The sequence below is a fragment of the Streptomyces sp. GLSS-08 genome, from assembly GCF_056387915.1.
On the sequence record NZ_JBWJAQ010000003.1, the window covers coordinates 23258 to 43057 of the forward strand.

General features: G+C 74.2%; 15 protein-coding genes and 1 pseudogene. 8 read left to right on the top strand and 8 right to left on the bottom strand.

Going from position 1 to position 19800, the window contains the following annotated elements; genetic code table 11:
- Nucleotides 1-34 precede the first annotated feature (34 nt).
- The 3 genes from AC0ZLC_RS05665 (at nt 35) to AC0ZLC_RS05675 (ending at nt 5020) form a co-directional block, all read left to right on the top strand.
- A complete protein-coding gene (locus AC0ZLC_RS05665) occupies nt 35-661 on the top strand; it encodes a YigZ family protein (protein ID WP_476750774.1) in 627 nt (208 codons plus the stop codon).
- 59 nt (nt 662-720) lie between these two features.
- Nucleotides 721-1884: an exonuclease SbcCD subunit D gene (locus AC0ZLC_RS05670; protein WP_476750775.1), complete on the top strand. Its 1164-nt coding sequence runs from the start codon at nt 721-723 to the stop codon at nt 1882-1884.
- A 142-nt stretch (nt 1885-2026) separates the two neighbouring features.
- Nucleotides 2027-5020, top strand: a complete 2994-nt coding sequence (locus AC0ZLC_RS05675) for an AAA family ATPase (RefSeq protein ID WP_476750776.1) — start codon at nt 2027-2029, stop codon at nt 5018-5020.
- A gap of 37 nt (nt 5021-5057) precedes the next feature.
- On the opposite strand, the gene AC0ZLC_RS05680 is transcribed toward AC0ZLC_RS05675, so the two are convergent.
- Nucleotides 5058-5504 (bottom strand): Lrp/AsnC family transcriptional regulator, encoded by a 447-nt coding sequence (locus AC0ZLC_RS05680; protein ID WP_358852831.1) that lies wholly within the window; start codon nt 5502-5504, stop codon nt 5058-5060.
- Between the two features lie 160 nt (nt 5505-5664).
- Between AC0ZLC_RS05680 and AC0ZLC_RS05685 the strand changes: the two genes are divergently transcribed.
- Nucleotides 5665-6153 (top strand): rhodanese-like domain-containing protein, encoded by a 489-nt coding sequence (locus AC0ZLC_RS05685; RefSeq protein ID WP_476751184.1) that lies wholly within the window; start codon nt 5665-5667, stop codon nt 6151-6153.
- Between the two features lie 88 nt (nt 6154-6241).
- Complete coding sequence (locus AC0ZLC_RS05690) at nt 6242-6757, top strand: immunity 21 family protein (RefSeq protein WP_476750777.1); 516 nt, start codon at nt 6242-6244, stop codon at nt 6755-6757.
- A 75-nt stretch (nt 6758-6832) separates the two neighbouring features.
- Here the strand turns inward: AC0ZLC_RS05690 and AC0ZLC_RS05695 are convergent, their stop codons facing one another.
- On the bottom strand, nt 6833-8524 hold the full coding sequence (locus AC0ZLC_RS05695; protein ID WP_476750778.1) for a DUF885 domain-containing protein: 1692 nt from the start codon (nt 8522-8524) through the stop codon (nt 6833-6835).
- A gap of 33 nt (nt 8525-8557) precedes the next feature.
- Nucleotides 8558-9097 carry an Lrp/AsnC family transcriptional regulator gene (locus tag AC0ZLC_RS05700; RefSeq protein WP_476750779.1) on the bottom strand — a complete coding sequence of 180 codons (540 nt, stop codon included), beginning with the start codon at nt 9095-9097 and terminating at the stop codon, nt 8558-8560.
- 59 nt (nt 9098-9156) lie between these two features.
- Between AC0ZLC_RS05700 and AC0ZLC_RS05705 the strand changes: the two genes are divergently transcribed.
- Nucleotides 9157-10377 carry a trans-sulfuration enzyme family protein gene (locus tag AC0ZLC_RS05705; RefSeq protein WP_476750780.1) on the top strand — a complete coding sequence of 407 codons (1221 nt, stop codon included), beginning with the start codon at nt 9157-9159 and terminating at the stop codon, nt 10375-10377.
- Between the two features lie 132 nt (nt 10378-10509).
- Here the strand turns inward: AC0ZLC_RS05705 and AC0ZLC_RS05710 are convergent, their stop codons facing one another.
- From AC0ZLC_RS05710 to pdxR, 4 genes are all read right to left on the bottom strand, one after another.
- On the bottom strand, nt 10510-11970 hold the full coding sequence (locus tag AC0ZLC_RS05710; protein ID WP_476750781.1) for an N-acetyltransferase family protein: 1461 nt from the start codon (nt 11968-11970) through the stop codon (nt 10510-10512).
- A gap of 139 nt (nt 11971-12109) precedes the next feature.
- Complete coding sequence (locus AC0ZLC_RS05715; RefSeq protein WP_476750782.1) at nt 12110-13315, bottom strand: hypothetical protein; 1206 nt, start codon at nt 13313-13315, stop codon at nt 12110-12112.
- 260 nt (nt 13316-13575) lie between these two features.
- Complete coding sequence (locus AC0ZLC_RS05720; protein WP_476750783.1) at nt 13576-15162, bottom strand: alkaline phosphatase D family protein; 1587 nt, start codon at nt 15160-15162, stop codon at nt 13576-13578.
- A gap of 271 nt (nt 15163-15433) precedes the next feature.
- Complete coding sequence (gene pdxR, locus AC0ZLC_RS05725) at nt 15434-16888, bottom strand: MocR-like pyridoxine biosynthesis transcription factor PdxR (protein WP_476750784.1); 1455 nt, start codon at nt 16886-16888, stop codon at nt 15434-15436.
- Between the two features lie 46 nt (nt 16889-16934).
- On the opposite strand from pdxR, the pseudogene AC0ZLC_RS05730 reads away from it, so the two are divergent.
- Nucleotides 16935-17723: pseudogene (locus AC0ZLC_RS05730) on the top strand (EamA family transporter); the annotation flags it as partial.
- Between the two features lie 93 nt (nt 17724-17816).
- Here the strand turns inward: AC0ZLC_RS05730 and AC0ZLC_RS05735 are convergent.
- On the bottom strand, nt 17817-18647 hold the full coding sequence (locus AC0ZLC_RS05735) for an alpha/beta fold hydrolase (protein ID WP_476750785.1): 831 nt from the start codon (nt 18645-18647) through the stop codon (nt 17817-17819).
- Nucleotides 18648-19006: 359 nt separating this feature from the next.
- Here AC0ZLC_RS05735 and AC0ZLC_RS05740 point away from each other — a divergent pair, with 359 nt between their 5' ends.
- On the top strand, nt 19007-19768 hold the full coding sequence (locus tag AC0ZLC_RS05740) for a GntR family transcriptional regulator (protein ID WP_476750786.1): 762 nt from the start codon (nt 19007-19009) through the stop codon (nt 19766-19768).
- Nucleotides 19769-19800: the final 32 nt, after the last annotated feature.

Below are 19800 nucleotides of genomic sequence, written 5' to 3' on the forward strand. Positions count from 1 at the left end.
ATCCGGAGGTACGGGCAGCGCATACGCTGGCCGGATGCAGGACGAGTACCGCACAGTGGCCCGCGCGGGCGTGCACGAGACCGAGGTCAACCGCTCGCGCTTCCTCTGTGCGCTCGCCCCCGCCGCCACCGAGCAGGAGGCCCAGGACTTCGTCGCCCGCATCCGCAAGGATCATGCCGACGCCACCCACAACTGCTACGCGTACGTCGTCGGAGCCGACGCGGCCGTGCAGAAGGCGAGCGACGACGGCGAACCGGGCGGCACCGCGGGCGTCCCCATGCTCCAGATGCTGCTCCGCCGGGACATGCGGTACGTCGTCGCGGTCGTCACCCGCTACTACGGCGGGGTCAAGCTGGGCGCGGGCGGACTCATCAGGGCGTACGGCGGTGCCGTGGGCGAGGCGCTGGACGCGGTCGGCACGCTCACCCGCAGGCGGTTCCGGCTGGCGAGCGTGACGGTCGACCACCAGCGCGCGGGCAAGGTGCAGAACGACCTGCGGTCCACCGGCCGCTCGGTGCGCGAGGTGACCTACGGCGAGGCGGTCACCATCGAGATCGGGCTGCCGGACGCCGACGTGGACGCCTTCCGGTCCTGGCTGGCCGACGTCACGGCAGGGACAGCTCGGTTCGAACTGGGCGGAGAGGCATATGGGGACGCATAACGGGCCGATACGGGAGTAGCCGTCCGTGCTGTCCGACCCGCCCGTTAGTCTCGGGAATCATGAGGCTCCTGCACACTTCCGACTGGCATCTCGGCCGGGCGTTCCACCGGGTGAACATGCTCGGTGCCCAGGCCGAGTTCGTCGGTCACCTCGTCACGACCGTGCGCGAGCGCGGCGTCGACGCGGTGGTCGTGTCGGGTGACGTGTACGACCGTGCGGTGCCGCCGCTGGCCGCCGTCGAGCTCTTCGACGACGTCCTGCACCGGCTCGCCGGCCTCGGCGTGCCGACGGTGATGATCTCCGGGAACCACGACTCGGCGCGCCGTCTCGGGGTCGGCGCGGGACTCATCGGCCGCGCGGGCATCCATCTGCGGACCGACGCCGCGGCGTGCGGGACGCCCATCGTCCTCACCGACGCGCACGGCGACGTGGCCTTCTACGGCCTGCCCTACCTCGAGCCCGCCCTGGTGAAGGACCACTTCGGCGTCGACAGGGCGGGACACGAGGCGGTGCTCGCCGCCGCCATGGACCGGGTCCGCGCCGACCTGGCCGCCCGCGCGCCTGGCACCCGTTCCGTCGTCCTCGCGCACGCCTTCGTCACCGGCGGCCGGGCCAGCGACAGCGAGCGGGACATCACCGTCGGCGGGGTCGCCGCCGTGCCCGCCGGCGTCTTCGACGGCGTGGACTACGTGGCGCTCGGCCACCTGCACGGCAGCCAGACGATCACCGAGCGCGTGCGCTACTCGGGCTCCCCGCTGCCGTACTCCTTCTCCGAGGCCGGCCACCGCAAGAGCATGTGGCTGGTCGACCTGGGCCCCGGGGGCGCGCTCGCCACGGAGCGCGTCGACTGCCCGGTGCCGCGCGCGCTCGCCCGGCTCCGGGGGCACCTGGAGGACCTGCTGGCCGACCCCGCGCTGGCCCGCCACGAGGACGCGTGGGTCGAGGCGACGCTCACCGACCCGGTGCGACCCGCCGACCCCATGGCCCGGCTGACCGAACGCTTCCCGCACACGCTCAGCCTGGCCTTCGACCCGGAGCGGGCCCCCGAGGACCCCGAGGTGTCGTACGCCCGGCGGCTCGCGGGCCGCAGCGAGCAGGAGATCGCCGAGGACTTCGTGGCGCACGTGCGCGGCGCGGGACCCGACCCGGGCGAGCGGTCCGTGCTGCGCGACGCCTTCGACGCGGTCCGCGCCGACGAGAGCGTCCGCGAGGTCGCCCGGTGACCCGGCACCGGCCGACGAGGCAAGGGTCCCCGGTGGCACAGGACCGGACGGACGGCAGGGCGAGGCGGGCGACGCCGGGCGAACAGAACGGCGGCGAAAGCCCGCCCGTGCCTGCCCGGGCGCACGTGGAGGGGACCACCGGATGAGACTGCACCGGCTCGACATCACCGCCTTCGGCCCCTTCGGCGGCGAACAGCACGTCGACTTCGACGAGCTGTCGGCGGCGGGACTCTTCCTGCTGCACGGGCCGACCGGCGCCGGCAAGACGTCCGTCCTCGACGCCGTGTGCTACGCGCTCTACGGCGCCGTGCCGGGCGCCCGCCAGAGCGGCCAGGGTCTGACCCTGCGCAGCGACCACGCGGCCCCCGGCACCCGCACCGCGATCCGCCTCGAACTCACCGTCGCCGGACGCCGGCTGGAGATCACCCGGCAGCCGCCCTGGGCACGCCCGAAGAAGCGCGGCTCGGGCACGACCACCGACAAGGCCCAGAGCTGGCTGCGCGAGTACGACGCCGCGGCGGCCGCCTGGAAGGACCTCAGCCGCTCGCACCAGGAGATCGGTGAGGAGATCACCCAGCTGCTCGGCATGAGCCGCGAGCAGTTCTGCCAGGTCGTCCTGCTGCCCCAGGGCGACTTCGCGCGCTTCCTGCGGGCCGACGCCGAAGCCCGCGGGAAGCTCCTCGGCCGCCTCTTCGACACCCAGCGCTTCGCCGAGGTGGAGAAGCGCCTCGCCGAGCGGCGCCGGGCCGCCGAGGCGCAGGTGCGCGCCGCGGACACCGAGTTGCTCGCCGACGCGCACCGCATGCACCAGGCGGCGGGTGACGCGCAGGCACTGCCCGACCTCGCGCCGGGGGACCCCGGACTCGCCGAGGCCGTCCTGACGTGGGCCGCCGTCGCCCGCAGCACGGCCCGTGAGCGGCTCACCATCGCCCACTCGGCCCGGACGGCCGCGGCGGCCGCGCACGACTCGGCCGAGCGGGAGCTGGACGACGTACGCGAAGTCGCCCGGCTCCAGCGCCGGTTCGCCGACGCCCGCGAGCGGGCCGCGCGCCTGGAGGAGCACGCCGAGGCGTACCGCCAGGCGCGGGCGCGCATGGAGCGGGGCCGCAAGGCGGAGGCGGTGGCGCCCGCGCTCGACCTGCGCGAGAGCACCGACGCCGAGCACCGGCGCGCCGCCGCGCAGGAGGCACGCGCGCGTGAGCTGCTCCCCGAGACGTTCGCCGGGGCCGGCGCCGCCGGGCTCGCCGTCGCCGCGCGCAGGGCGGCCGAGGAGCTCGGTGGTCTGGAGTCGGCGCGCCGCGCCGAGCAGCGGCTGGCCGGACTCGTCGCGGAGCGCGACGGCCTGGACCGGCAGGAGCGCGCCGACGAGGACGTCCTCCAGGACGCCGCGAGCTGGCTGGCCGGCTGGGACGCCACCCGGGCCGCCCGCCAGGCGGACATCGAGCACGCCCAGGACGCCGCCACCCGTGCCGAGCAGCTGGCCGTCCAGCGCGAACCGGCCCGCAGGCGGCTCGACGCGGCCCGCCGGCGCGACCGGTTCGCCCGCGACACGGACGACGCCCAGGAACAGGCGCTCGCCTCCCGCGAGCGGGCCACGGAGGCCCGCGCCCACTGGCTGGACCTCAAGGAGCAGCGACTGAACGGCATCGCCGCCGAGCTGGCCGCGCACCTGACGGACGGCGCCCCCTGCGCCGTCTGCGGAGCCACCGAACACCCCGCGCCCGCACAAAAGACCGACGGGCACGTGGACCGGGCGGCCGAGGAGCGGGCGCTGGCCGCCTACCAGCACGCCGACGGGCAGCGCGCCGACGACGAGCGGCGGCTCGGCCTCGTACGCGAGGCGCTGGCCGGCGCCACCGCCGAGGCGGGCGACACGCCCACCGGACAACTCGCCGACGAGGTCGACGAGCTGGAGCTGCTGCACACCGAGGCGCGCGCTGCCGCGTCCGGCCTGCACGCCTCGCGTGAAGCGCTCGCCCAGGCCGAGCGGGAGCACGAGCGCAGGGTCGCGGCCCAGCGGGAGGCCGAGGTGCGGGCCGCGTCCCGGGCAGCTCGCCGGGACGCGCTGGACCGCGAAAGGTCCGCCTTGGAAGAGGAGTTGGCGCACGTCAGAGGTGACGCCGACAGCGTCGCCGCGCGGTCGGCGCAGTTGGAGCGGCAGGCCGCGCGGCTCAGTGACGCGGCGGACGCGGCGCGCGGCGCCGAAGAGGCCGCCCAGCGGCTCAAGGCAGCGGACGCCCGGCTCGCCGACGCGGCCTTCCGCGCCGGATTCGACACCCCGCAGGCCGCGGCCGCCGCACTCCTGGACGACGCGGCCCACCGCGAGCTGCAACGGCGCCTGGACGCCTGGCAGACCGACGAGACAGCGGTGCGCGCGGTGCTCGCCGAGGCGGACACCTCGGCCGCCGCCCAGCAGCCGCCCGTCGACCTGCATGCCGCCGAACGGGCCGCCGAGACCGCGGCCCGCCGGCTCCAGGACGCCGTCTCGGCGCAGGACGCGGCGGCACGGCGCTGCGCCGAACTCGACCGGCTGTCCGCGCGCGCGGCCGCGGGCGTACGCCGCCTCGGTCCCCTGCGTGCGGAGTACGACCGGGTGGCCCGGCTGGCCGGGCTCGCCGCGGGCACCTCCGCCGACAACGAGCGCAAGATGCGCCTGGAGTCCTACGTGCTCGCCGCCCGCCTGGAACAGGTCGCCGCCGCGGCGACGGCGCGGCTCCAGCGGATGTCCTCCGGGCGCTACACCCTGGTCCACTCCGACGACCGCTCCGGCCGGGGCCGCAGCGGGCTCGGTCTGCATGTCGTCGACGCCTGGACCGGCCGTGAGCGGGACACGGCCACGCTCTCCGGAGGTGAGACCTTCTTCGCCTCGCTCGCGCTGGCGCTCGGCCTCGCGGACGTCGTGACGGACGAGGCGGGCGGCGTGCGGCTCGACACCCTCTTCATCGACGAGGGCTTCGGCAGCCTGGACGACCAGACCCTCGACGAGGTGCTCGACGTGCTGGACTCACTGCGGGAACGCGACCGCAGCGTCGGCATCGTCAGCCATGTCGCCGACCTGCGGCGGCGGATCCACGCCCAGTTGGAGATCGTGAAGGGGCGGACGGGATCGGTCGTCCGGCAGCGCGGCGCGGGCTGACGGCTCCCGTCGCGGGACCCGCCCGCGCCCGCCGCGCTCAGCGGCCCAGCGGGCGCCGGGGCAGCGGCGAGGAGTAGACGACGCTGGTCGTCACCGAGCCCAGGGCGCCGATCCTGCCCGACACCTCCTCCAGGTGGCTCATCGAGCGTGCCGCGACCTTGATGACGAAGCAGTCGTCGCCCGTGACGTGGTGCGCCTCCAGGATCTCGGGTGTCACCGAGACAAGGTCGTGGAAGGGCTTGTAGTTGCCGTTCGGATAGCGGAGCCGGACGAACGCGAGGATCGACAGGCCGAGACGCTCCGGATCGACGACGGCCGCGTACCCCTGGATGACGCCCGCCTCCTCCAGCCGGCGCACCCGTTCGGTGACCGCGCTCGCGGACATGGAGACGGCACGGGCCAGTTCGGCGAAACTGGCCCGCCCCTCACGCTGCAGGACGTCGAGGATGCGCCAGTCGGTGGCGTCCGGGGAATACGCGGTCATGTCCGAGAGACAACAGGGAAATCCCCGGTCGATCAAGGGGCATGCCGTGGATCGCCACTTCAGCGAACGCGTCACGAACCGTAGGTTTCCGGACATGACGTCCCGTACGGCCGGCGCGGAGAGAGCGCCGGTGCGGCGGGACCGGGAGGAAGGCCTCACCATGAACGCGACCGCCCATACCGGCACCGCGAACCCCGTCCTGCGGGTCGCCCCCGCGACCCCGGCCGCGGCCGCCGCCCACTTCGCCGCGAGCCTCGCCTTCCACGCCGACGTGTCCGACGTCGCCTCCGCCCTCGCGGCCGGCGGCGACCCCGGTTTCGTCGTGCTCGACTCGCGGTCCACCGCGTCCTGGGACCAGGGACACGTGCCCGGCGCGGTGCATCTGCCCACCGCGCTCATCCCCGAGCAGGCCGGACGACTCCTCGACAGGTCGGTGCCGGTCGTCACGTACTGCTGGGGCCCCGGCTGCAACGGTGCGACCCGTGCGGCCCTGGCGCTCGCCGAACTCGGCTTCCAGGTCAAGGAGATGCTCGGCGGGTTCGAGTACTGGGTGCGCGAGGGCTTCGCGTACGAGACCTGGGAGGGGCACCGGCGGCGCGCCACCGACGCGCTGACCGCGCCGGTGGACTCCGAGGACTGCGGCTGCTGAGTCCGCCGCCCCCGGGCGGAACAGCGGATTTCGGACGGAGCGGGGGAGCGGGAAAACCCGCCCGGAACCCGGCCTGTACTTTCTGCCCATGGCGCGTTACGCGGAACCGGGTGCGGTGGAGTGGGTCGAGTCGGGCGGCGGGCCGCTCATAGCGATTCCCGAGGTGGTGCTGCCGTTCTGGTCGGGGGCCGACGGCGACGACATGTCGTCCGACTACGACCGGGCGTGCGATGTCGAGGGGTTCATCGGCCTGGTGCCGGTGGGCGACACCCGGGCCCTGGTCCTCGGGGACGAACCCGCCTCGACCACGTTCCTGCCCCGGCACGGCACCTTCGTACGGTGGTGCGCCGCGGACTGTGAGGCGGACCTGCTCGCGGGTGTCCCGGCCGCACTCGCGGCGGCGGCTTGGAAGCCGGAGGTGCACTGGGACGTCCCCGGGCCCGTGCTGCTGTTCGACGCCGCATGGCCGGGGCGGGTCTCGGAGCAGACGGACCACCTGCGGGTCGACCTGGATCCCGGGCGGTACGGGGTACGCGCGGCCTACGTGGAACCGGGGCCCGAGACGTGGCTCGGACTCGTCCAGCTGCGCCGGCTGGCGAACTGACCTGACCGGAGCGGGCGGGCCGGGAGGTCCGGCCCGCGCCGTGGCGCGGGCCGGACCACCGCGGGCGAGGGCCGGTTACAGCCGGGACAGTTCGTCCACCAGGTCGTCCAGCCCCAGGGATCCCTGGGAGAGCGCGGCCATGTGCCAGGCCTTGGCGTCGAAAGCGGCGCCGTGCCGCTTCCTCGCGTTCTCCCGGCCCAGCAGCCAGGCCCGCTCGCCCAGCTTGTAGCCGATGGCCTGACCGGGGACGGACAGGTAGCGGGTGAGCTCGCTCTCCACGAAGTCCGCCGGGCGGCTGCTGTGGGCGCCGAAGAACTCCTCGGCCAGCACGGGAGTCCAGCGCTCACCCGGGTGGAAGGGCGAGTCGGCCGGGATCTCCAGCTCCAGGTGCATGCCGATGTCCACGATGACCCGGGCCGCGCGCATCATCTGCGCGTCGAGGTAACCCAGCCGCCGCTCGGCGTCCGTGAGGAAGCCCAGCTCGTCCATCAGCCGCTCCGCGTACAGTGCCCAGCCCTCGCAGTTGGCGCTCACCCCGCCGACGGTGGCCTGGTAGCGGGAGAGGTCCTCGGCGACGTGCGCCCACTGGGCGAGCTGCAGATGATGGCCGGGGACCCCCTCGTGGTACCAGGTGGAGACCAGGTCGTACACGGGGAAGCGGGTCTGGCCCATGGTGGGCAGCCACGTACGTCCGGGGCGCGAGAAGTCCTCGGACGGCGCCGTGTAGTACGGGGCCGCCGCGCCACCCGGCGGTGCGATGCGGGACTCCACCCTGCGCACCCGCTCGGCGAGTTCGAAGTGGGTGCCGTCGAGGGCGTCGATCGCCTCGTCCATCAGGCCCTGCAGCCAGTCGCGGACCTCGTCCACACCCTCGATGTGCGTGCCGTGCTCGTCGAGGTGCGCGAGCGCCACCCACGGGGTCGCCGCGCCCGGCAGGATCTTCTCGGCCTCCCGCTCCATCTCGCCGCGCAGCCGGTGGTACTCGGACCAGCCGTACGCGTACGCCTCGTCGAGGTCGAGGTCCGTGCCGTTGTAGTACCGCGACCAGCGGGCGTACCGCTCGCGGCCCACCGTGTTCGGCGCGCCCTCGATCGTGGGCGCGTACACGTCGCGCATCCAGTCCCGCAGGGACACCAGCGCCGCCGTCGCGGTGCGGGCGGCCGTGTCGAGGTCCGCGCGCAGGGCGTCGGGACCGGCCGCCACGAAGTCCTCGAACCACCCGCGGCCCTGCCCGCCCGGGTCGGACCACTCGGTGAGCTGCGTGATGAAGGTGGCGGTCGGGCGCGGACCCCCGTAAAGCTTGCGCTCCAGGCCGAGGGCGAGGGACTCGCGGTAGCCCTCCAGCGCTGCGGGCACCGCGCGCAGCCGCTCGGCGACGGCGGCCCAGTCCTCGTCCGTCTCCGTGGGCATGAGGGAGAAGACGTCCCGCACCGAGTGCGCGGGGGAGTGCAGGTTGCTCACCAGCCGCAGGCCCTCGTCGGCGTCGTGCACGGCGAGTTCCGCGGTCAGACGCTCACGCAGCAGACGGGCGCAGCGGCGCTCGATGCCACGGTCCGCGCCCGGCTGCCGTTCGGCCTCCTCCAGCCGCGCCAGCGTTCTGCGGGCCAGCTCCGCCACGGCCTCCTGACCGGCGGGCGAGGAGTCCGGCAGCCGGGTCGAACTTGCCTTGTCGCCGAGGTAGGTGCCGGTGACCGGGTCGAGGGCGATGAGCTCGTCGACATAGGCGTCGGCGAGTTCGCGGGGCAGCGGGCTCTTGGTGTCTGACATGCGGACAATCCTCGTACGAGGACACCGTCCGCGTCAGCCCGATTCCGCTGAGGGCGTGGCCCCTTGTGCCGCATGCGCCGATGTGGTCGCGGGCGCGTCGCGCTGCGGCGGCAGCAGCGGGCCGCAGTCCCACTGCTGGAAGATCAACCGGGTCTCGACGCGAGCCACTTCGCGGCGCGACGTGAACTCGTCGATGACCAGGCGCTGCAGATCCGTCATGTCCGAGACCGCCACATGCACCAGGTAGTCGTCGGGACCGGTGAGATGGAAGACCGTCCGGGACTCCTGCAGCGCACGGATCCGGTCCACGAACGGGCCGACCAGCTCCCTCCGGTGCGGCCTGACCTGCACAGACAGCAGCGCTTCCAGGCCGCGTCCCAGCTTCGCCGGGTCCAGCCGCAGCTGGTGGCCGAGGATGACGCCGGCGCGGCGCAGCCGGGTCACCCGGTCCAGGCAGGTCGACGCGGCGACACCGACCTGTGCCGCGAGATCGCGGTACGTGGTCCGTGCGTCGTTCTGCAACAGTCGCAGCAGATGAAGATCCACCGGATCCAGTACGACGGTTTCGGTCATGGCCCGAACGTAGCACGGGGTTTGCCGCCCGGGACCCGCTCGGTGTTCAGGCTGCGGACATGGACTCCGGCACCCCGAACGCGTATCGCGTCCCCGCTTCCCGCCCCGCGCCCCGCAAGCTGGCCACCGAGGCCGTGCACGCCGGGCGCGACGACCTCGCACGGCAGGGACTCCACGCCCCGCCGATCGACCTGTCCACCACGTACCCCTCGTACGACAGCCGCGGCGAGGCCGCCCGCATCGACGCGTTCGCCGCGGACGGCTCCGAGCCGGAGGGGCCGCCGGTCTACGGGCGGCTCGGCAATCCGACGGTCGCCCGCTTCGAGACCGCGCTCGCCCGCCTCGAAGGCACCGAGAGCGCGGTCGCCTTCGCCAGCGGCATGGCGGCACTGACCGCGGTCCTGCTCGTGCGCAACGCCATGGGCCTGCGCCACGTGGTGGCCGTCCGCCCGCTGTACGGCTGCAGCGACCACCTGCTGACCGCCGGGCTGCTGGGTTCCGAGGTGACCTGGGTCGATCCGGCGGGCATCGCGGACGCGCTGCGCCCGGACACGGGACTGGTCATGGTCGAGTCCCCGGCCAACCCGACGCTCGCCGAGATCGACCTGAGAGCCGTCGCCCACTCCTGCGGCTCGGTGCCGCTGCTCGCGGACAACACCTTCGCCACGCCGGTGCTGCAACGGCCGGCGGAACAGGGCGCCCGTCTCGTCCTGCACAGCGCGACCAAGTACCTCGGCGGTCACGGCGACGTCATGGCCGGCGTGGTGGCCTGCGACGAGGAGTTCGCGCGACAGCTGCGACAGGTGCGGTTCGCGACGGGCGGGGTCCTCCACCCGCTCGCCGGCTATCTGCTGCTGCGGGGCCTGTCCACCCTCCCGGTACGGGTCGCGGCGGCCTCCGCCAACGCCGCGGAACTCGCCCGCCGTCTCGCCGCCGATCCGCGGGTCGCCCGCGTGCACTACCCGCGCATCGGCGGTGCCATGGTCGCCTTCGAGGTCCTCGGCGACCCGCACGAGGTCATCGCGGCCGTCCGGCTCGTCACCCCCGCCGTCAGCCTCGGCAGCGTGGACACCCTGATCCAGCACCCCGCGTCCATCAGCCACCGCATCGTCGCCCCGGCCGACCGCCGCGGAGCGGGCGTCAGCGACCAGTTGCTGCGCCTCTCGGTGGGGCTGGAGGACGTGGAGGACCTGTGGGCCGACCTGGACGGGGCCCTGGGAGCGCGGACGGTCCTGCGGGCCCCGGCGCCGGGGCGCGAGGCGGCGACGCGGGGGGCGTGACGCCGGGGCGCGAGGCGGTGACGCCGGCGGCACGGGGTACGAGCGGCCCGGCCGGGCGGGGACCGGCCCGGCGGGATGCGCCGGGCCGGTGCGTACGCCTGCGTCAGGGGCGGCGGGCTGCCTGCCTCACCGTCAGTCCCGCGCGGCAGGCTCGCCGGCCCGGCCCCGCGGCTGCCCGTGGGGCGGCGGCGCGGCGGCCGAGGCCGCTTCGAGACGGGCGGTGATGACGAGGGTGCCCTCCTCGATCTGGTAGTCGAGGGGGAGGTCCAGGGCCCGCATCGCGGCGACCATGCCCGTGTTGGAGGCCTGCGTCACGGCGTACACGCTCGCGCAGCCCGCCTCGACCGCCATCGCCACCAGACGGCCGAGGAGTTCACCACCGATACCCCGCCGCTGCCACTCGTCCTCGACGAGCAGGGCGACCTCCGTCTCGTCGCCGTCCCACAGGAGATGCCCGAGGCCGACGATGCGCCCCGACGCGGTCTGCACGGCCAGCGTGCGCCCGAAACGGGGGCTGAGCAGGTGGTTCAGGTAGCGGTCCGCGTCGCTCACGGGACCGTGGTAGCGCATGCTCAGCGTGCGCGGCGAGCACCGCTCGTGCATGGCCTTCGCGGCGTCGTGGTCCGCGGCATCCGCCCGCCGCACGGTGATGGCGTTGCCCTCGGGCAGGGTCAGGACGTCCAGAGCGCGCGGGATCCGCGGTCCGAGCCGGGCGTCCAGCTCCACCAGGGCCCGCGCCCGCGCGAACTCGGTCGGCGTGAACGGCAGATACGGCCGCTCCACCGTGATCACCCCGCCCTCCGGTGCGCGCAGGCGCATCACCGTGTCCTCCAGCGCGCCCTCGACGGGTGCGGCGGCCTCGACCGCACGGCCGGAGCCGGGGGACTTGGCGGGCAGTGAGCGGATGGTGCAGCAGCCGAGCAACTGCCGCAGCGCAAGCGGTAGTTCGGCGGCGTCCAGGGCGGTCCGGGTGGCCAGCCCCAGGACCCGGGTCGGAGCGTCCACCAGATCGTGGGCGTCGGCCCGCTCGATCCAGGTGCCGGTGCCGCCCGCCCGCGCGACGGCCCGGGTGAGTTCGGCGGCGGCCAGCCCGGCGGGGGCCCGCAGCAGGAACTCGTCCACGGTGCCCTCGGCCAGCGGATGGGTCTGCAGGCTCAGGATGTCGACCTCGTGTGCCGCCAGGGCGGTGCACAGCGCGGCCAGCGAGCCGGGCGCGTCCTGCACCGTGGTCCGCATCCGCCACAGGACGGTGGCCCCCGCGGCGCCCCCGGGTGCCGACGAGGACGGAACCGTCCGCCCGTCCCGCCCGGCCTGCCACCCCGCGGCGGCCGGCCGGGCGCCGGTATCGCCCGTCGGCGGCGCATGACCGTGGCGTCGTGCCCACCAGATGTGGAATCCGGCCGTGGCGACCAGGACGACGGCCGAGATCGCCAGCAGGGCGGGGCCGCCGGGGCCGTGCCCGATCAGGTTGGCCACGGCGTCCGCGACCGCCACGGCGGTGAACAGGGCGGCGAGTTCGACGAGGTCCCGCCGCCAGTGGTGCACAGGACGACCGTGCTTCGCACGCGTCACGTCAGACAGGTCTGGAGTCATGCAGCCACTGTGAAGGAATGGTGTTGCGTGATCGCGAACGCATTGTGACCGATCGGTAAAGTGTCTTCTGTTCCTTTTGTTCCAGTTTCTACGATTGCAGCGCTTCCGGACTCCGGCCGGGTGACGCCCCAAACGGCCGTCAGCCGGACGCGAGGAGTACATGGGACTCCCTTTCGCCCCTGGGGTCCGTCCCCAGAAGCCGTGCCGCACGCGCACGCAGCCCGGGCGTCAACCGGTCCGCCGCCCTCACCAGTTCGGACCGTGCGGCGGAGTCCTCCAGCCGGTCGAAGTGACGCTCCACGAGCTTGAGCGCCCGCTCCTGCACCGCCGAGTCGTGGTGCGCGAACGCCGGAGCCACCGCGGGCAGCAGCTCGGGCACCGTGGACGGATCGCGTCTGAGGACCTTGTGCAGCAAAATGAGCTGGGTGCGCACCAGCTTCTTCTCGCCGCGCGGCAGCACCCCGGCCGACATCTCCGAGAGCCGGCGGGCGGTCAGCTCGCCGTCGAGCGCGAGCGCCCCGAGCATCGTCTGGGCGTACGAGGCCACCGCGGACGGTGCGTCACGGACCAGGGCGATCCAGTCGGCGGTGCGCTCCCGCCGCTCGTCCGGCGTGAGGTCCAGCGAGATCAACAGCCGCAGGAACACCCGGTGGTCGGCGGACGAGGCGCCGCGCAGCAGCCGGGTGACACACGCGGCGACCATGGTCCGGCGGTCCAGGACACCCTCCTCACCGAGCCGGGCCAGCGCCACCGTCCAGCTGTCGGGCCCCTCCCCGTACTGCCACTCCACCCGGGAGCCGATGTCGTCGGTGGTGAAGAGGGCGGCCGCCAGCTCCGTCAGATGAGGATCCCTCCGCAGCCGGTCGAGGACGGTGTCCCCGCGCTGCCAGACGTGTCCGAGGTGTTCCATCCAGCCCTGGACATAGGCGTCGGTCGTCGGCGCGGCACACCCGGAGAGCCGCACGAGCCCGGCCATCAGCGCGTACGGCACACCGGAGGCCGGTGGGCGCTGGGCGAGCCGGTGCGTCACATCGGCGAGCCAGGCGGGGTCCCGGTCCCCGAGCACGTCGAGAAGGAGGCCGGGTGACGCCTGTGACCAGCGCGGATCGGCTCCCACGAGCCAGCCGGCCGCCGCGGCGGCCCCGGTCTGGCAGGCCGCTCCGGCCGCGTGCAGCGCGGGCTGGGCGCGGCGGGACTCCGCGTTCCAGGGCGCCGCTCCCAGATCCTTGCGGAGCTGTCTCAGCCCCGGGAGACACGCCCTGCGTTCGGCGTCGGTCATCCCGTCGAGCAGGCTGACGACCTCAGCCGTCCGCCCGGCCCGTACGGCCTCCATCAATAAACTCATCGCACGCCCCCGTCGATCCTCGGTCTCCCGGCCCCCGCTCTTCGCGTGGCCGGCGTCGGCGCGCGGGCGGAGACGGGGACGTGCGGAGATCGCGTCATGGAAGAACCGTAGAGGCGACCACCGACAATGACCCCCGTGCCGACGGTGGTTGTGAACGGCACGCCGATGACGCGCGGCGAACGGAGCGGCGCACCGGGGGATGACTCCGGTGCGCTGCCCATCGCTCCGAGGGTACGGGACCGGCCGGGATCAGTGACGCCTCACTGCCCGACCCGGCCCGGCTGCAGGACCTTCGTGAACAGCACGGTGCCGTCCTGCTCGCGCAGCCGTACGGTGAGTTCGCCGCTGCCGCCGTCGATGTCGACCTCGCCGAAGAACTGGTAGCCCCCGGCGGGCGAGACGTTCGAGGCGGTGGGGGCCTTCACGAACACCCGGTCCGGCCCGAAGGTGCCGTCGAGGGCGCTCGCCGGGAACGCTCCGGCGTTGAGGGGGCCGGACACGAACTCCCAGAACGGCTCGAAGTCGGTGAAGGCGGCCCGCTCCGGCCGGTAGTGCTGGGCCGAGGTGTGGTGGACGTCGGCCGTCAGCCACACCGTGCCCGTGATCCGGTGGTGCTTGATGTGGCGCAGCAGCTCCGCGATCTGCAGCTCGCGTCCGAGGGGAGCCCCGGGGTCGCCCTGGGCCACCGCCTCGATGTTCTTGCTGCCCTCGGTGGTGTCCGGGACGACCAGACCGAGCGGCATGTCGGAGGCGATCACCTTCCACACGGCGCGGGACCGCGCCAGCTCCCGCTTGAGCCACTGGAGCTGCTCCGCGCCGAGGATGCCCTGCGGGTCGGTGGTCTGGGTACCGGGGGAGTTGGGGTTGCGGTACGTCCGCATGTCCAGCACGAAGACGTCGAGCAGCGGACCGTGGTGCACCACCCGGTGCACCCGGCCCTCACGGGCGCCCGGCCGCAGGGTGGAGACCGGGAAGTACTCGCTGAACGCGCGGCCCGCGCGGGCGGCCAGCACGTCGACGCTCTTCTCGGTGTACCGCGTGTCCGACGCGGCGATCACCTCACCCGGGTACCAGTTGTTGCGCACCTCGTGGTCGTCCCACTGGACGACCGACGGCACCTGGGCGTTGAAGCGCCTCAGGTTCTCGTCCAGGAGGTTGTAGCGGAAGTTGCCGCGGAACTCCGCCAGCGTCTCGGCGACCTTGGACTTCTCCTCGGTGGTGACGTTGCGCCAGACACTCCCGTCGGGCAGGGCCGCGGTCGCGGAGATCGGCCCGTCGGCGTAGATGTTGTCGCCGCTGCACAAGAAGAAGTCCGGGTCCAGCGCGGCCATCGCGTCATAGATCCGGTAGCCCCCGCGGTCCGGATTGATGCCCCAGCCCTGCCCGGCCAGGTCGCCCGACCACAGGAACCGCACCCCGTGGCGCCGTCCGGCCGGGGCGGTGCGGAAGGTGCCGGGTACGGGCTCACCGGTGCGGCGCGGGTCGTCGGGGTCGGCGAGCAGCACGCGGTAGTGGATCTGCTCGCCCGGGGGCAGTCCGCGCAGCCGTGTCGTACCGGTGAAGTCGGTGTCGGCGCCGAGCAGCGGGCCGTGCCATCTCCGGGGGTTGCGGAAGGACTCGGTGGCCGACGTCTCGACGATCATGCGGGCCGGTCGGTCGGAACGCACCCACACCAGACCGGAGTCGGCGCTCACGTCGCCGGCCTGGACGCCCCAGCCCGCCTTCGGCCGCCCGGACAGGGCGAACGCCGGTGCGGCGCCGGCGGCGGCGGGCAGGGCCAGTGCCGCCGAGGCGGCGAGGGAGCCGCGCAGGACTCCGCGACGGCCGGGGAGCAGAGGGTGTGACATGGATGCGCCTCCAGGGACGGGTTCCGGCCAGTGTGCAGTGCCACAACTACTGGTGCGCCGCAGCGCACACGCAAACCCCAAGTGAACAACTGACCGCACCGGTGGGGGAACCGGTGTGCGCCCACGACCGCATCCTCTGCGCGCGCCTACGACCGCACCCGTGCGCGCGTTTGCCACCCGCACCCGTGCGCGCGTTCGCCACCCGCACCCCTGCGCGTGTCCGTCACCCGCATTCGTGCGTGTCCGTCACCCGCACCCCCCTGTTCGTCCGTCACCGCGACCCCACCGCCTCCGCCATCACCCGCACCCCCTCGCGGATCCGTGCCGGCGCCAGATGCGCGTACCCCAGCACCAGCCGTACGCGGTCGTCCGCCGCCGTTCCGTAGTCCGCCACGGTGCGGACCTTGACCCCGGCGGCGGCCACCTCGCGCAGGAAGGGGGCCGGGGGCCCGTACCGGTCGGGGAGTTCGGCGATGGCGTGCAGACCGGCGGCGATGCCGGACACCTTCGTGCCGGGGAAGTGCTCGTCCAGGGCGGACACGAGCGTGTCGCGCCGCTCCCGGTACGCGCGCTGACAGCGCCGCAGCTGCCGGTCGTAGTCGCCGCTCTCCAGGAACCGTGCCAGCAGTGCCTGGTCGATCGCCGGGTGGCCGAGATCCATGGTCCGCTTGCGCTCGACGACCTCCTCGGCCAGGGACGCGGGGACGAGGAGCCAGCCGAGCCGCAGGCCGGGCGCCAGGGACTTGCTGACGGACCCGGTGTAGGCGACGCGCTCGGGGTCCAGTCCCTGGAGCCCGCCCACCGGGGCACGGTCGTAGCGGAAGTCCCCGTCGTAGTCGTCCTCGACCACGAGGCCGTCCACCGCGCGGGCCCAGTCGAGCAGCTCGGCACGGCGCCGCGCGGAGTAGGCGATGCCCGTGGGGAACTGGTGGGCCGGCGTCGTGACGACCGCGCGCACGCCCGACTCGTACAGGGGACCGGTCGCCAGCCCCTCGCCGTCCAGCGGGAGCGGGACGGCGCGGAGCCCGGCCGAGACGTACAGGGTGCCGTGCTCGGGGCTCCCGGGATCCTCCACGCCCACCGTGCGCAAGCCGCGCGCGTGAAGCACGAACCCGAGGAGTGTCGTCGCCTGCGCCACCCCCGAGACCACGACGACCCGCTCCGGATCGGCGACCACGCCCCGGCGCCGGGTGAGCAGTTCGGCGAGAGCGGTCCGCAGCTGGGGGAGCCCCCGCGGGTCGGGGTAGCCGAGCGCGTGGTGGGGCAGGTCGGCGAGCACCCCGCGCTGCGCGGCCCCCCACGCGGCCCGCGGGAACAGCGACAGGTCCGGCGTGCCGGGCAGGAAGTCGGCTCGGGCGCCGGGGGAGCGCGGGGCGAGATCACGCGCGCGCGGGCGGGCCGCCCGCACGGCGCCGCCGACCCAGGTCCCGGCACCCCGGCCGCTGCGCAGGTAGCCCTCGGCGGTCAGCTGCTCGTACGCCTCGGTGACCAGCCCGCGCGACACACCGAGGTCGGCCGCGAGTTCCCGGCTCGACGGCAGCCGGGTGCCCGGCGTGAGCCGTCCCGAGCGGACCGCTTCCCGCAGTGCCGCCTGGAGCGTGCGGCCACGCGCGCGTGCGGGCGCCGAAGCGGCCGGCATCAGCAGCTCCCAGGCGGCGGCCCACGGCGACTCCGCACCCGGTGCCGCGCCCGTCCCCGCTTCACGATTGGTCCCCGATGACGTCATGGGAGTGGACCTTAAACCGGGCCGCCGCCGCTCATAGCGTCACCACATGAACGTCACCACCACCCGCGGGGCCCTCCTCGCCGCCCTCGCCTGCGTCCTCGTCGGAGGCTCCTTCACCGCGAACAGCGTGCTGGGCCACTACCCTTACGCGGGCGGCCAGTTCCTGCGCTACGCCCTCGCCTGCCTGCTGCTCCTGCCCCTCGTCGGCCGGGGCGGCGCGGCCCCGCTGCGCCTGCTCCGGCCGCGTCAGTGGACGCGGCTCGCCCTGCTCGCGGCGGTCGGCATGGTCGGCTTCAACCTCGCCGTGATCGCCGCCGAACGCACCGCGGAACCGGCGGTCCCCGGGGTCGTCGTCGGCTGCGCCCCGGTGGTCGTCGCCGTCGTCGTCCCCCTCCTGGAGGGGCGCCGGCCCCAACGCCTGGTCCTGTACGGGGCGTTGCTGGTCGCGGTCGGCGCCTTCGCGGTGCAGGGGTGGGGCCGTACCGACGGCGTGGGCATCGCGTTCTCCGGGTGCGCGCTCGCCGGCGAGGTCGGCTTCGCGGTCCTCGCCGTGCCGGTGCTGCGGCCCCTCGGCCCCCGGCTGCTGTCGGCGACGGTCTGCGGGATCGCCGCTGCCGAGTCGGCGGCGGCCGGGGTGCTGGCGGACGGCGGCGGGTGGCTGCGCGTGCCGGACCCCACCGAGGCGGCCGCGCTGCTGTGGCAGGCGGTCGTCGTCACGGTCGTCGGGTTCGTCTGCTGGTACACGGGCATGCAGCGCATCGGCGCGGAGCGCGCCACGCTCTTCTCCGGCCTCATCCCCGTCGCCGCCGCCTGCACCGCGCCGCTCGTGGGCACGGGCTCCTACGGTGCCGCCCAGGGCGTCGGCAGTGCCCTCGTGGGTGCCGGAGTCGCCCTGGGGTCCGGGGCGTTGACCGCGGGGAGGCGTCGCTCAGCGGCTGCCGTCCAGGATGACGCGCGCCACCAGGGCGGGATCGTCGTTCATGGGGACGTGGCCGCAGCCGGGCAGGCGGACCAGGCGGGCGCGCGGGATGATCTGCTTGGCGCGGACGCCCTGGCGCCGGACCAGCAGCCGGTCCCGGGTGCCCCACGCGACGGTGACGGGCACGTCCGGGACGTCGTCCGTGAACTGGACGGTGCTGCCGGCCCTGAGAGTCTCGGCGAAGCCCTCGGCGCGGGCCAGCGCGAGCGTCTCGGCGACGACGGCCTCCGGTGAACGGCGGCCGGGGCGCGCGTAGATGCTGCTCGTCAGCACCGTGCGTCCGGCAGCGGTGCGGGAGAGGCGTTCCACCAGGGGGAGCGGCAGGCGTCGGGCGGCCTGCCGCATCGCCGTCAGCACACCGAAGGCGTACCGCCGTTCGGCCCGGGTCCAGAACCCGGCGGGCGACAGCGCCGTGACGGACCGCACGGCCTTGTCGCGGCCCAGCCCGAGGGCCAGCAGCCCGCCCAGGGAGTTGCCGGCCACGTGCGGGCGGCCGAGCTCCAGGGCCGCGCACAGCGCGCTCAGCGCGGAGTTCATCGTCGCGAGGTCGTGCGGGAGCCCGTCGGGCAGCACCGGGGACTCGCCGAACCCGGGGAGGTCCACGGCTATCACGTCACGCTCCGCCGCCAGGATGTGGACGACCGGGTCCCACGCCTGCCGGTGGTGGCCTATGCCGTGCAGCAGGAGCAGCGGTTCGCCGGTGCCCACGCGCGCGTAGGACAGGCTCACGGACCGAGGGCCGTGCGCGGAGGGGACGTTGAAGGAGACCGTGGCGGACATGGTTGCTGCTCCTCGCCTGGGAGACGCTGACGGACGCTTTCGTAGACAGCTTGTCAGCAACTGCTACTGACGGGTAGCCCCCGTGGAGCCCTCGTCGTGCCGACGGGGGCTCCGCAGTCGTGCGCCGGTTCGTCCGTGGGGGGCCGGAAGCCCGGCCCTCATCTGTGTGTCACCCGCGTCACCCGGCGCGAACGCCTCATGAACGCTTCGCGGCACGACACCTGTGCAATCCGTAAGGGATCGAGGATTGGTCTTGACCAAGGGTGGGGCCCGTCCTATGGTCGCAGGGATAGTGCAGGAACCTTTAATAAACAAGGGCGCTAAAACGCCGCCGGGCCACGGCGATTGCGGAGGACAGGGTGGGGACCACGCAGCTGGAAACGGTGCCGGAGCCTAAGTACTGGCATCTCAAGACGGTGCTCAGCGAGGCACTCGACTCCGAGTTCTCGGTGGGCGAGATCCTGCCCAACGAGCGTGACCTCGCGGCCCGCTTCGGCGTCGCGCGCGCCACGCTGCGCCAGGCCCTCGAACAGCTCGAGCTGGAAGGCCGGCTCCAGCGCCGGCGCGGGGTGGGCACCACCGTCGCGCCGCCGCGCGTGGGCGTCGCCGTCGGGTCCGAGCAGCACACCTGGCCGGGCGGCGCCGGCGACGCCTGGCAGCCCGCGGACTGCACGCTGGCCGTGCCGCCCGCGCCGGTGGCCGCCATGCTGGAGACGGACCGCGACGAGGCCGTGCACACGGTACGGCGGTCGCGCGTGACGCACGGGCAGCCGGTCGCAGCCGAGCTGCTCTACGTGCCGGCCTCCTCGGTGCCGGACCTCACCTCCATCGACGCGCCCTCGGGTCCGGCACGCGCGCGCGCCGTGCTGCGCGAGCTCCAGCGCCTCGGGCTGGAGAGCCAGGACCGCGCGGTGGAGCTGGGCTCCGCCCGCGCGGACGACGCCAAGGAACTCGACCGCCTCCCCGGAGCACCCGTCCTCGTCGTCACGACCCGGTTCTTCGCCGAAGGCCGCACCGCGGCCGTCTCGCTGGCCACCTACCGCGCCGACACCTGCCGGCTGACCTTCGGGGACTCCGGCGGCGTGGAGATCCACCACGACCCGGAGCGCCGCGCCTCCTGAACCACCGGCACCCGGCGCCCGTACACGGCTCC